Origin of the sequence: Azospirillum sp. TSO5, assembly GCF_003116065.1 — a bacterium.
Classification (GTDB): Bacteria; Pseudomonadota; Alphaproteobacteria; order Azospirillales; family Azospirillaceae; genus Azospirillum.
The window spans coordinates 153,435-165,253 of the sequence record NZ_LGQY01000028.1 but is presented as its reverse complement, the minus strand read 5'-3'; the positions used below and the strand labels follow the sequence as shown (position 1 = coordinate 165,253).

The window sequence follows — 11,819 nt, the reverse complement described above, 5'->3', positions numbered from 1 at the left end:
AGGCGCACGGCTTCTTCGACGGCGATCTCGTCGAAGGGGTTCATGCTCATCTTCACGTTGGCGGTCTCGACGCCGCTGCCGTCCGCCTTGACGCGGATCTTCACGTTGTAGTCGACCACTCGCTTAACGGGGACGAGGACTTTCATAACTCACCCTGGCTGCTGAGCGCGCGCCTGTTACGGCGAACACCGCGAAAATTGCTGTGGTTGCGAACGGACCATAGGATCTGGCATTACCACTGTCAATGACGCGCCGGATGCGCCGGCGGCGTCGTGTGGCCGCGCCTTTGTCGCGGCCCGGACGTGGACGCCGGAACGACTCAGCGGTTGGCGCCGGGCACCCACAGCACGTCGTCCGCGCCGTTGCGGTTCACCACCCGGCTCAGCACGAACAGATGGTCGGACAGCCGGTTGACGTATTTCAGCGCCGCCGGCGTCACCGGCTCGTGCCGCGCCAGATCGGTCATCAGCCGTTCCGCCCGGCGCACCACGGTGCGCGCCAGATGCAGATGCGCCGCCGCCGGAGAGCCGCCGGGCAGGATGAAGGAGGTCAGCGGCGCCAGATCGGCGTTCATCGCGTCGATCTCCGCTTCCAGCCGGTCGACCTGCGCCTGGATGATGCGCAGCGGCGGGTATTTCGGCTCCTCCTCCTCCGGCGTGCAGAGGTCGGCGCCCAGATCGAACAGGTCGTTCTGGATGCGGCCCAGCATGGCGTCGGCTTCCGTCAGGCCGGCGGTGTGCAGGCGCGCCATGCCGATGACGGCGTTCGCCTCGTCCACCGTGCCATAGGCGGCGACGCGGCGGTCATGCTTCGGCACCCGGCTGCCGTCGCCGAGCGAGGTTTCGCCGGCGTCTCCGCCGCGCGTGTAGATCTTGGTCAGCTTCACCATGGGGAACCGTCAGCCTTTGGTCAGGATGGCGAGGACGAACAGCAGCAGCGCCGCACCCTGCAGCATCACGCGCAGCCGCATCGCCTTGTTGGAGCGGCGGGGGTCGCCCCGGCCGCCGCGGGCCATGAAGAAGAGGCCGACGAACAGCGAGCCGACCACCGCCAGCATCGCCATGACCATCAGGATGGGGAAAAGATTTTGCATGGCCCCACTATATCTCAGCATCCGGCCCGCGCCTATGGCGACGCGGGCCCTTGAAATCGGTGTTCCGGGTAATCCCCCGGTTGCCAACGCCGCCGGACCGCATAGAGTGCGCGGCGTCGGGATCGGCGGATAGAGTGGAGATGCAGGCGATGCGGCGGCGGACTTTCCTGAAGACGGCCCTGAAGGCGACCGCGGTCGCCGCGGCCGGCACCGGTGCCTTCACGACGCTGAGCCGCAAGCCCGTCCAGGCGGCTCCCGGAACCGCGGCGCCGTCGATGTCCTTCCCCGACGACTTCCTGTGGGGTGTCTCCACCTCCAGCTACCAGATCGAGGGCGCCGTCGCCGAGGATGGGCGCGGTCCCAGCGTCTGGGATACCTACAGCCATTCCTATGGGCGAATCGCCAACGGCGACACCGGCGACGTGGCCTGCGACCATTACCACCGCTATGCCGAGGATGTGGATCTGATGGCGCGGGCCGGGATGAAGGCCTATCGCTTCTCCATCGCCTGGCCGCGGGTGATGCCGCAGGGCACCGGTGCGGTGAACGCCAAGGGTCTGGACTTCTACGACCGGCTGACCGACACGCTGCTGGCGAAAGGCATCCAGCCCTGGCCCTGCCTCTATCATTGGGACCTGCCGCAGGCCCTGCAGGACCGCGGCGGCTGGACCAACCGCGACATCGCCGGCTGGTTCACCGATTACGCGCTGGCGGTGACCGCCCGGCTGGGCGACCGCGCCAAGCACTGGGTGATGCTGAACGAGCCGTCGGTGGTCGCCATCTTCGGCCACGGCACCGGCGGCCATGCGCCCGGTCTGACCGGCCGCGAGACCTGCCTGAAGGCGATCCATCACCAGAATCTCGCCCAGGGCACCGCACTGGCGGCGCTCCGCAAGGCCGGCGGCAAGAACTGGCAGCTCGGCACCGTGCTGTCGCTGCAGCCGTCCTGGCCGGTCGGCGGACTCGACTCGAACTATCCGGCCTCGCTGATGTGGGATGCGGTGTGGAACCGCTCCTGCCTGGACCCGCTGTTCAAGGGCCGCTTCCCCGACCTGCTGGAGGCGGAGTTCGCCCGCATCGCCAAGCCCGACGATCTGGCACGCATCAAGCAGCCGATCGACTTCCTCGGCGTCAACTACTACAGCCGCATGCACCAGCAGCCCGATCCGCAGGGGCTGTTCGGCACCGGCTACGGCTCGGCGCCGGAGGGCACGCGCAAGACCGGCATGGACTGGCCGGTGGAGCCGGACGGGCTGAGCGAGATCCTGGCCGAACTGCAGGAAAACTACGGCAATCCGCCGGTCTATGTGACGGAGAACGGCGCCGATTACCCCGACAGCATCGGCCCGAGCGGCCGTGTCGAGGACCGCGACCGCATCGCCTACCTGCGCGACCATCTGCTGGCCGCCGCCAAGTCGATCGACGAGGGCTGCAACCTCAAGGGCTATATGGCCTGGACGCTGCTGGACAATTTCGAATGGTCGGAGGGCTACCGCCGACATTTCGGTCTGGTCCAGGTCGACCGCAAGACGCTCGCCCGCACCCCCAAGGCCAGCTACGACTGGTATGCGTCGGTCATCCGCAACAACGCCGTTCCGCTGGCCTGAGGGCGGCGGTAGACTGGGGCCATGCCGTCCCCCCGTCCCCCCCAGCCGACCCGATTCGCCATCCAGAAGGCGCGTGGCAAGGGGTGGAAGACGCTGGAGGTCGGGGAGGAACTGGCCCATGCCAAGGCGCGCTTCGACCAGATGGTCGGCATCAACCCGCGGGCTTATTTCCGGCTGATCCAGCTCGATTACAACGCCGACTCCGCCTATGAGGGGATGGAGTTCAACTGGACGCTGATCGAGCTGTACGACCCCACCAAGGGCCCCACCAAGGGCGGCCGCGTCCGGCCGGCGCCGAAACCTGTTCCTTCAACGGCGGGCAAGCCGAAGGGCAAGCGCAAGGCCGCCGAACCGGTCGCCCTGCCGCTGCGCATCTATCTGACGGTGATCCTGATCGGCACGCTGGCGGGCGCCCTGGCCTACCTGCATTTCGCCGGCGGCCGGTAAGTCGTCATCAGCCGTGAGTCTTTAGAGACTATTATCGGCCGTCATCCCCGCGAAGGCGGGGATCCAGAGTTTCCAATGCAAAGGCTTGCCAAGTCTGGATTCCCGCCTTCGCGGGAATGACGACCGAGAGAAGCTTATTCTCACTCCGCAGTATAGCCCTTGCGGCGCATGCACAGCGCGAACATCTCCTTGCGATAGCCGAACTGCGGCGTTTCCGGCAGCGGGCGCAGGGGATAGCCGCGCAGGCGCATGGTGGTGTCCACCTGCCCGGTGCATTCGTCATAGGCGACGGTCGGCACGTCCGGGCTGGCGGTCCACTCGCGGTAGGCGGGCGGGCTGCTGCAGCCGGCCAGCAGGGCCATGACGGACAGGGCCGCAAACAGGCAGGCCAGCCCCGGCAAGGCCGGCAGGAGTCGCGGGCGTGCGGTGTCGGTCCCGGTCATGTCTTGCGTCTCGCTCCTTTTTCGCCCCCGATTTGACGCTACCACGGCCGGGGCTTTCCGATCCATTTTCGCGCACCATTTCCGGGAACGCGCTTTTTCGGCAACGCTGCGCGGCGGACAACGCAGACGCACCAAAATCGCCGCCGGAAAAGCGACGCAATCTGGTAACACGATCCAGTTTCCCCGATTCGGGGGGAGTGTCGTGGCTCTGAAGTCGGTCTGGCGTCACGGACGGAGGGAGAGGCAATGTCTGGGATTTCGCGGCGGGTGCATGGTGGCGCCGCGGTGGCGGCTGTCGCGGTGGTGGTGTCGGCTCTGACCATGGGAACGCCCGCTCCGGCAAGGGCGGAGGCATCGGTCGCCGACATCCAGTGGGCGCAGACCATCCTGAAGGAAAAGGGCTTCAACATCGGCGGCCGGGCCAAGGGCCAGATGACGCCGGAAACCCGCTCCGCACTCAGCGCCTATCAGAAGTCGGTCGGCCTGCCCGCCACCGGCAACCTCGACCAGGCCACCATCGCCAGGATGATGGGCGAGCGCGAGAAGAAGGCCTCGCCGACCATGGGCAGCCTGTCCAAGAGCCAGGTCGGCCAGACCCGCCACGAGAAGGAGGTGACGCCGCGCGCCGCCCCGACCGGCCGGGTCGAGTCGGGCAGCGAGAGCGTCGGCGGCATGGCCCAGTTCGGCGGCGCCCCGGTGTCGTCCTCCTCCTCCTCTTCGGCCAGCCACGCCGCCCCGGCGGCGCGTCCATCGGCGAGCGCACCGGCCTCATCTGCCGCGCCCTCCAGCCCGACGCACCAGAGCGCGCCGCGCCCATTGACCAACGCATCGGCCAGCGCGTCCGAGGGGCCGGTCCCGCAGGCCGCGCCGCGCGGGGCGGTGTCGGCGACCACGCCCGACGGCAAGCCGGCCCCGGTGGAGGAGCCGGTCGCGGTCGGCGCGGCCCCCTCGGTCTGGCAGTCCAACGCCGCGCGCGCTGGTGTCGCCGGGCTGATCGCCGCGACGCTGGGCGGGATCGGCTTCGCATGGTGGCGCAGCGGCCGGGGCGTCGATCCGCTCAGCCGCACACCGGCCGGCGACGACCGCCCGCGCGACACCCGCGTCGAGCCGAGCTTCGGCAGCCCCCGCCGCCGCGAGGAACTGACACCGGGTCCGCGACTGACGGCAGAGGCTCGGCGGCGCTGAGCTTCGGCCCCCTCCCTCCCGCTTCGCGGGTCCCTCCCTCCCCCGCCTTCGGCGGTAGAGGGCAAGTATGCGGTGCGGCGGCAGTCCCCTCTCCCACCGAAGGTGGGGGAGGGTTAGGGAGGGGGCACAATGCCTCCCGCCCCCTCACATCATCATCGGACAGCCGCCCCCGCCGCAGCCCCCCGGTGCGCAGGCGGGGGCGGGCGCCGGCTTCGACTTGCCGACTCGCGGGGCCATGATGGCCTTGGCGACTTCGGTGCCGCCGCAGGACGGGCAGGGAATGCCGGCTGCCTTCTTGGTGTCATAATCGGCCATGTTGTCGAACCATTGGTCGAAATCATGGCCGCAGGCGCAGTGCAGGGCGTAGACGATCATCGTGAAGCCTCGGAAAGCGGAAACCCGGCCGTTTCCTAGCCAAGTCTCCGGCGCCCCGCCAGGATCTGCATCAATCGGACCGTCACCGTGACTGGGTCACCCCCACCCGCGCGCACATCGACAGCAGCGGGCAGTCGGAGCAGCGCGGCCGTTCGCCGGTGCAGATCCATTTGCCGAAGGGCACCAGCCGTTCGTTGATCTCCACCCAATAGCGCTTCGGCAGCACCGCCAGCAGCGCCGCCATCGTCTTCTCCGGCGTGCGTGCCGACACATAGCCCCAGCGGTTGGTGACGCGGTGGACATGGATGTCGACCGCCAGCGCCGGAATGTCGAAACCCACCGCCAGCGTCAGCGCCGCGATCTTCGGCCCCACCCCGCGGAAGCGCATCAGCCCGTCCGGCGTGTCGGGCACCTCGCCGTCCTGCTCATCGACGATGCGGCGGGACAGGTCGCGGATGTCGCGGGCTTTCGGCTCGGGGAAGGTGGCGCCGTGCAGCAGCTCCACCAGCCGCTCCTCCGGCAGGGCGGCCATGGCGGCGGGGGTTCGTGCGACGGCGAACAGCCGCTCGGCAACCGCCAGTGTCGTCTCGTCCCGCGTCCGGGCGGAGATCAGGCTGGCGACCAGCTGCTCGAACGGAGAGGCATGGCCGCGGTCGCGCAGTTCGAACATCGCCGCCTTAGGATAGGGGGCGACGGCGATCCGCAGGCGGCGGAACGCCTCGTCGATGTCGAAGGTCTGGGACGCCGCGGACTGCAAACTCACTGGAGCCGTCTCCGGGAACGGGCTGAACGGACCGGGCGTCACGCAGGACCCCCATCCGACAACTCGCGACTCCCGGCGATGTTCCGGTCAGAGCGCCTTGATCTGCATCTTGATCGGCCCGTCCGCCCGGCCATGGACGAACTGGTCGACATAGGCGTTGCCCGAATTGTCGATGTCGCGGGCGTGGCCGGTCCAGATGATGCGGCCCTGATGGATCATGGCGACGCGGTCGGCGATCTTGCGGGCCGAGGCCATGTCGTGGGTGATGGTGACGGCGGTGGCGCCGAGATCCTTCACGCACTGCACGATCAGCTCGTTGATGACGTCGGCCATGATCGGGTCGAGGCCGGTCGTCGGCTCGTCGAAGAAGATGATCTCCGGCTCGTCGGCGATGGCGCGGGCAAGGCCGACGCGCTTCTGCATGCCGCCTGACAGCTCCGCCGGCGACAGCTCCGCCACGTCGGGGGTGAGGCCGACCGCGCCCAGCTTGGCGATGGCGATCTCCTTGGCCTGGGCACGCGGCATATGTTCGCCCTGGATCAGGCCGAAGGCGACGTTTTCCCAGACCGGCAGACTGTCGAACAGGGCGGCGCCCTGGAACAGCATGCCGAACTTGTGCAGCATCTTCTCCCGCTCGCGCGAGCGCAGCCGGGTCGTCTCGACGCCATCGACCTGGATCGAGCCGGAATCCGGCGTCAGCAGTCCGAGGATGCTCTTCAGCATCACCGACTTGCCGGTGCCCGACCCGCCGATGACGACCAGCGACTCGCCCTTCGCCACCTCCAGATCGATGCCGTTCAGCACCTTTTTCGGGCCGAAATGCTTGTAGACGTTCTTGAGCGCGATCTTGGGAACAGTGGTCATAGACTGGCGCTCACTTGGTCGAGAAGAAGAGGCCGGTGATCAGGTAGTTCCACACCAGGATCATGATCGAGGCCGACACCACCGCGTTGGTGGTCGCAGCACCGACGCCCTGGGCGCCGCCCTTGGAGTGGTAGCCGTGGTAACAGCCCATCAGCGCGATCAGGAAGCCGAAGATCGCCGCCTTCACCAGACCGGAGATCACGTCCAGCGGTTCCAGGAATTCCCAGGTGCGGTTGATGTAGCTGGCGGCGTTGAAGTCCAGCCGGTAGACGCCGACCAGGAAGCCGCCGAACACGCCGATGATGTCGGCGACCACCACCAGCAGCGGCACCATGGTCAGGCCGGCGATCAGCCGCGGCGCCACCAGATACTTGTGCGGGTTGGTCGACAGGGTGGACAGCGCGTCGATCTGCTCGGTCACCCGCATGGTGCCGATCTCCGCCGCCATGGCGGCGCCGATGCGGCCCGCGACCATCAGGCCGGCCAGCACCGGACCGAGTTCGCGCGTGATTGACAGCACCACCACGGTGGCGATGGCCCCCTCCGCCTGGAAGCGGGAGAAGCCGCTGTAGCTCTGCAGGGCCAGCACCATGCCGGTGAACAGCGCCGTCAGCCCGACCACCGGCAGCGAGTAATAGCCGATGTCGATCATCTGCCGCAGGATCTGCCGTGGATAGAGCGGCGGACGCACGCAGTGCGACAGGGCGGATCCGGTGAACAGGGCAAGGCGTCCGGTCGCTTCCAGGAAGATCAGGAAGGCCCGGCCGGTAGCGGCGAGGAAACCCATCAGTCGGCCCGCATCCTTGGTTAGAGACTCGTTTGGGCGATGCGGTCATAGCACCGATGAGCGCCTAGGTCATCCTTGGACTTTGCAGGGGAGGGGCGACGGGCTGTTGCGCTGATCTCGCCCTCTCTCCCCCGGGGAGAGGGAGGGGACCCGCGCCGAAGGCGTGGGGAGGGTGAGGGGGATGCACCGCGTGCCTTCATGGGAATCCTCGCCACGCACCCCCTCACCCTGACCCTCTCCCCGGGGGGGAGAGGGAAAGCAGGTCACCCACCCACATAAACCCGGTGATAGCGCCGGCCGAGCGAGGTCAGGATCTCGTAGCCGATGGTCCCGCCCTCCGCCGCCACCGTGTCGACCGGCCGGTTCGGCCCGATCAGCTCGACCAGCCGGCCGGCATGGGCCACCGACTCCGGCAGGCCGGTGACGTCGATGGTGATGAGGTCCATGGAGATGCGGCCGACGATGGGGGCGGCGACGCCGTCGACGAAGATGTGCCCCTTGCCGCCGAGCGAGCGCATGTAGCCGTCGGCGTAGCCGACGCCGATGGTGGCGATCCGCGCCGGGCCGGTCACCTTATGGGCGGCGCCATAGCCGACGGTCATCGGCGGCGCGCAGTTGCGCACCTGCAGCAGCCTGGCGTCCAGCCGCACCGTGCCTCGCATCGGATTCGGCAGATGCGGCGTCGGGTTGACGCCGTACAGCGCGCAGCCCGGCCGGGCGAGGTCGAAATGGTGGTCCTTGCCGTGGAAGATGCCGGACGAATTGGCGAAGCTCGCCTTTGCCTTCGGCAGCCGGGCCAGCGCCGCACGGAAGCGGTCGCGCTGCTCCCCGGTCATCGGGCTGTCGAACTCGTCGGCACAGGCGAGGTGGGTCATCCAATAACGGACGTCGATCCCCTCCAGCCGGTCCGGCTCCGCCGCCAGAATGTCCAGCTCGTCGGGGCCGAGGCCCAGCCGGTTCATGCCGGTGTCGATGTGGATCACCGCCGGCAGACCCTCCCCGCGAGAGGCGGCGAAGGCCCGCCACGCCGCGATCTCGCCGAGATGGTTCAGCACCGGCAGGATGCGGTTGGCGATGAACTCTCCCTCGCACCCCGCCGGCAGGCCGCCCAGCGAGAACACCTGCGCCTCCGGCGCCACCGGTTCCAGCGCGCGGCGGACGGTCAGCGCCTCCTCGAACTGGGCGACGACGAAGGTCCGGCAGCCGGCAGCGGCCAGCGCCGGCACCACGCGCGCCACCCCCAGCCCATAGGCGTCGGCCTTGACCACGGCGGAACACTCCGCCGGCGCCACGCGGTCGCGCAGCTGGGTCCAGTTGGCGACGACGGCGCCGAGATCCACGGTCAGGATGGCGCCGGCGCGCGGGTTCAGGTCGCTCGTCACTCTGGTCACTCGTCGGTCTGGTGGTGCTGGTCGAGATCGCCGAACTTGGTGAACTGGCCGTCGAAGTAGAGGCGGACGGTGCCGATCGGACCGTGACGCTGCTTGGCGATGATCACCTCGGCGGTGTTGTGCACCTCGCCCAGGCGCTGCTGCCAGCGCTGATAGCGGTCGTTGAACTTGTCGTCGCTCTCGTCGGGCCGGCGCGAAGGCTCGGCGCGCTCAAGATAATACTGTTCGCGGAAGACGAACATCACGACGTCGGCGTCCTGCTCGATCGAGCCCGACTCGCGAAGATCGGCCAGCTGCGGGCGCTTGTCCTCGCGAAGCTCCACCGCGCGGCTCAGCTGCGACAGCGCCACCACCGGCACGTCCAGCTCCTTGGCGATGGCCTTCAGGCCACGGGTGATCTCCGAGATTTCCTGCACCCGGTTCTCCGATCCGCGCGACGACGAGCCGCGCAGCAGCTGGAGATAGTCGACCACCACCATGCTGAGACCCGAGGTCCGCTTCAGCCGGCGGCAGCGCGTGCGCACCGCGGCGACCGACAGGGCCGGCGTGTCGTCGACATAGAAGGGGCAGCGCGCCAGATCCTGGCTGGCCTGGACGAATTTCGGGAAGTCGGTGTCGCGGATCTCGCCGCGGCGGATCTTGTCGCCGGGCACCTGCACCTCGTCGGCGAGGATACGGGTGGCGAGCTGTTCCGCCGACATTTCCAGCGAGAAGAAACCGACCACGCCGCCTTCTTGGCCTGAGGAGCGCATGTGCGCCTTGGCGGCATTGAAGGCGATGTTGGTGGCGAGCGCCGTCTTGCCCATCGACGGGCGCCCGGCGAGGATGATCAGGTCCGACGGGTGCAGGCCGCCCAGCTTGCGGTCGATGTCGATCAGGCCGGTGGTGACGCCGGTGACGTGGCTGGAGCGGCGGAAGGCCGCCTCCGCCGTCGTGATGGCGTGCTTGACCGACTCGCCGAACGCCACGAAGCCGCCCTGCACGTCGCCGGTGCTGGCGAGGTCGAACAGCTGCTTTTCCGCCTCGCCGATCTGGTCCAGCGCGGTGATGTCGAGGTCGTGGCGGTACGCCTCGTTCACCATGTCGGTGCCGACCTCGATCAGCTGCCGGCGGATGAACAGGTCGTGGATAGTCTTGCCATAATCGCCGGCGTTGACCACGGTGACGACGTTGGCCGCCAGCTCCGCCAGATAGGCGCTGCCGCCTTCGACCGCCAGTTCGGGATCGTTGTCGAACAGGGCCTTCAGCGTGACCGGGTTCGCGATCTGGCCGCGGTCGACCATCTTGGTGATGGCGGCGAAGATGCGCTGGTGGGCCGGGTCGTAGAAATGCTCCGGCCGCAGGAACTCGCCGACCTTCTCATAGGCCTTGTTGTTGACCAGGATCGCGCCCAGCAGCGCCTGCTCCGCCTCCTCGTTGTTGGGGGGCGTGCGGTATTCCGCCGTCGGCTTGACCGCGGCGGAGGGGCGGGGATCGAACAGCGATGAGGTCTGGTTGCTCATGGAGGACACAATATCAGAAACAGAACGCGAACGCTCGGTGAAGGGCGGGGAGCCATCCACAAAAGCTGTGCACAGAAGTTATCCACAAGCTGGGAAGTCTGGGGATAACCGGCGGAAGGGCCGATAGAGCCTCAGAGCTTCATCAGAGCTTCCGGGGCTGGGCCGGCTGGGCGGCGTCCGGCATCCCCTCCAGCGCCTCGAACACCCCGTCGATCTGGTCGGCGACGCGGTAGAGGGCGGAGCGGTCGATGCGGGCGAAGCCCTGGGCGACCATGTGGTCGATCAGGCCCAGCAGCGGGCGCCAGTAGCCGTCGACGTCGGCGATGACGATCGGCTTGTCGTGCAGCTGCAGCTGCTTCCAGGTCAGGATCTCGAAGGCCTCGTCCAGCGTGCCCAGCCCGCCGGGCAGGATGACGAAGGCGTCCGACCGCTCCACCATCATGCGCTTGCGGGTGTGCATGCTGTCGACGACATGCAGTTCGGTCAGGCCGGTGTGCTCGATTTCCGCCGACTGGATGTGTTCCGGGATGATGCCGACCACCTCGCCGCCGGCGGCGATGGCGGCGTCGGCGGCGATGCCCATCAGCCCGACCCGGCCGCCGCCATAGACCATGCGGATACCGCGGCGGGCCAGTCCGTCGCCCAGCGCATGGGCGGCTTCCTTGTGAACATCGGCGACGCGGCTCGACGCACCGCAATAGACGCAGACGGACGACAGGCTCTTCATCGCGGGTCAACCTTTCTCGCCACCGTCACCCATCGGGGTCGGGGCCGTAAAAAATCTGGCGAATGCCATGGAATATCGGGCGAGGGCGGCGCGTCAACAGCGGCACAGGCACCGTTTAGAACCACGGCATCATCGGGAGGGACCACATGAGCAACCGGGTCGTCAATGTCCTTGCGGCGGCATCCGTCGCCGGTCTGATGTTCGCGCTGTTCGGCATGTCGGCGCAGAGCGCCGGCGCCGCCGATCCGGCGGAGCAGGTGAAGGACCGGCAGCAGACCATGAAGAAGATGGGCGGCGGCATGGGCGCGGTCGCCAAGTTCGTGAAGAACGAGGGCGCCACCGCCGAGGATGCGGCCAAGGGGGCGGAAGCCGTGCTGGCGGTGTCCAAGATGGACCCGAAGAAGATCTTCCCCGAAGGCACCGCCGTCGGCGTCGCCGACAGCGCCGCCAAGCCGGAGCTGTGGAAGAACTGGGACGAGGTGCAAAAATACTGGAGCGCCGTCCAGCCGGCGGCCGAGAAGCTGAACGTCGCGCTGAAGAGCGGCGACCGCGCCCAGATCGCCCAGGCGCTCGGCGCCACCTCCAAGACCTGCGGGAGCTGCCACGAGGACTTCCGCGTCAAGAAGAACTGACCG

General features: G+C 68.2%; 14 protein-coding genes and 1 pseudogene. 4 read left to right on the top strand and 11 right to left on the bottom strand.

Annotated features, from left to right (window positions below; all coding sequences use genetic code 11):
* The 3 genes and pseudogenes from TSO5_RS33285 to TSO5_RS08395 form a co-directional block, all read right to left on the bottom strand.
* Nucleotides 1-146 (bottom strand): annotated as a pseudogene (locus tag TSO5_RS33285) (electron transfer flavoprotein subunit beta/FixA family protein); the annotation flags it as partial.
* A gap of 173 nt (nt 147-319) precedes the next feature.
* Nucleotides 320-889 carry a cob(I)yrinic acid a,c-diamide adenosyltransferase gene (locus tag TSO5_RS08400; RefSeq protein ID WP_109151162.1) on the bottom strand — a complete coding sequence of 190 codons (570 nt, stop codon included), beginning with the start codon at nt 887-889 and terminating at the stop codon, nt 320-322.
* Between the two features lie 9 nt (nt 890-898).
* The gene (locus tag TSO5_RS08395) at nt 899-1,093 is read right to left on the bottom strand and encodes a twin transmembrane helix small protein (protein WP_109073584.1); all 195 of its coding nucleotides are present in this window, start codon (nt 1,091-1,093) and stop codon (nt 899-901) included.
* Between the two features lie 149 nt (nt 1,094-1,242).
* On the opposite strand from TSO5_RS08395, the gene TSO5_RS08390 reads away from it, so the two are divergent.
* Nucleotides 1,243-2,700: a GH1 family beta-glucosidase gene (locus TSO5_RS08390; RefSeq protein WP_109151173.1), complete on the top strand. Its 1,458-nt coding sequence runs from the start codon at nt 1,243-1,245 to the stop codon at nt 2,698-2,700.
* A gap of 21 nt (nt 2,701-2,721) precedes the next feature.
* On the top strand, nt 2,722-3,147 hold the full coding sequence (locus tag TSO5_RS08385) for a hypothetical protein (RefSeq protein WP_109151161.1): 426 nt from the start codon (nt 2,722-2,724) through the stop codon (nt 3,145-3,147).
* A gap of 140 nt (nt 3,148-3,287) precedes the next feature.
* Here the strand turns inward: TSO5_RS08385 and TSO5_RS08380 are convergent, their stop codons facing one another.
* The gene (locus TSO5_RS08380) at nt 3,288-3,590 is read right to left on the bottom strand and encodes a hypothetical protein (protein WP_109151160.1); all 303 of its coding nucleotides are present in this window, start codon (nt 3,588-3,590) and stop codon (nt 3,288-3,290) included.
* 246 nt (nt 3,591-3,836) lie between these two features.
* Here TSO5_RS08380 and TSO5_RS08375 point away from each other — a divergent pair, with 246 nt between their 5' ends.
* Entirely contained in the window at nt 3,837-4,775 is a 939-nt protein-coding gene (locus TSO5_RS08375; protein WP_109151159.1) for a peptidoglycan-binding domain-containing protein, read from the top strand.
* Between the two features lie 144 nt (nt 4,776-4,919).
* Here TSO5_RS08375 and TSO5_RS08370 read toward each other — a convergent pair whose 3' ends face one another.
* The 7 genes from TSO5_RS08370 to TSO5_RS08340 all read right to left on the bottom strand — a co-directional run bounded on the left by TSO5_RS08370 (nt 4,920) and on the right by TSO5_RS08340 (nt 11,184).
* Nucleotides 4,920-5,150 carry a DUF1178 family protein gene (locus TSO5_RS08370; protein ID WP_109151158.1) on the bottom strand — a complete coding sequence of 77 codons (231 nt, stop codon included), beginning with the start codon at nt 5,148-5,150 and terminating at the stop codon, nt 4,920-4,922.
* 82 nt (nt 5,151-5,232) lie between these two features.
* The gene (gene nth, locus TSO5_RS08365) at nt 5,233-5,913 is read right to left on the bottom strand and encodes an endonuclease III (RefSeq protein WP_247870651.1); all 681 of its coding nucleotides are present in this window, start codon (nt 5,911-5,913) and stop codon (nt 5,233-5,235) included.
* An 87-nt stretch (nt 5,914-6,000) separates the two neighbouring features.
* On the bottom strand, nt 6,001-6,777 hold the full coding sequence (locus TSO5_RS08360) for an ATP-binding cassette domain-containing protein (RefSeq protein ID WP_109151157.1): 777 nt from the start codon (nt 6,775-6,777) through the stop codon (nt 6,001-6,003).
* A 10-nt stretch (nt 6,778-6,787) separates the two neighbouring features.
* Nucleotides 6,788-7,564, bottom strand: coding sequence for an ABC transporter permease (locus TSO5_RS08355; RefSeq protein ID WP_109073578.1), 777 nt, complete (start codon nt 7,562-7,564; stop codon nt 6,788-6,790).
* Nucleotides 7,565-7,827: 263 nt separating this feature from the next.
* A complete protein-coding gene (gene alr, locus TSO5_RS08350) occupies nt 7,828-8,946 on the bottom strand; it encodes an alanine racemase (protein ID WP_109151156.1) in 1,119 nt (372 codons plus the stop codon).
* Between the two features lie 5 nt (nt 8,947-8,951).
* Nucleotides 8,952-10,457, bottom strand: coding sequence for a replicative DNA helicase (locus TSO5_RS08345; protein WP_109073576.1), 1,506 nt, complete (start codon nt 10,455-10,457; stop codon nt 8,952-8,954).
* A 142-nt stretch (nt 10,458-10,599) separates the two neighbouring features.
* Nucleotides 10,600-11,184 carry a TIGR00730 family Rossman fold protein gene (locus TSO5_RS08340; protein ID WP_109151155.1) on the bottom strand — a complete coding sequence of 195 codons (585 nt, stop codon included), beginning with the start codon at nt 11,182-11,184 and terminating at the stop codon, nt 10,600-10,602.
* Between the two features lie 146 nt (nt 11,185-11,330).
* Here TSO5_RS08340 and TSO5_RS08335 point away from each other — a divergent pair, with 146 nt between their 5' ends.
* On the top strand, nt 11,331-11,816 hold the full coding sequence (locus TSO5_RS08335; protein WP_109151154.1) for a cytochrome c: 486 nt from the start codon (nt 11,331-11,333) through the stop codon (nt 11,814-11,816).
* The last annotated feature ends 3 nt before the right edge of the window (nt 11,817-11,819 follow it).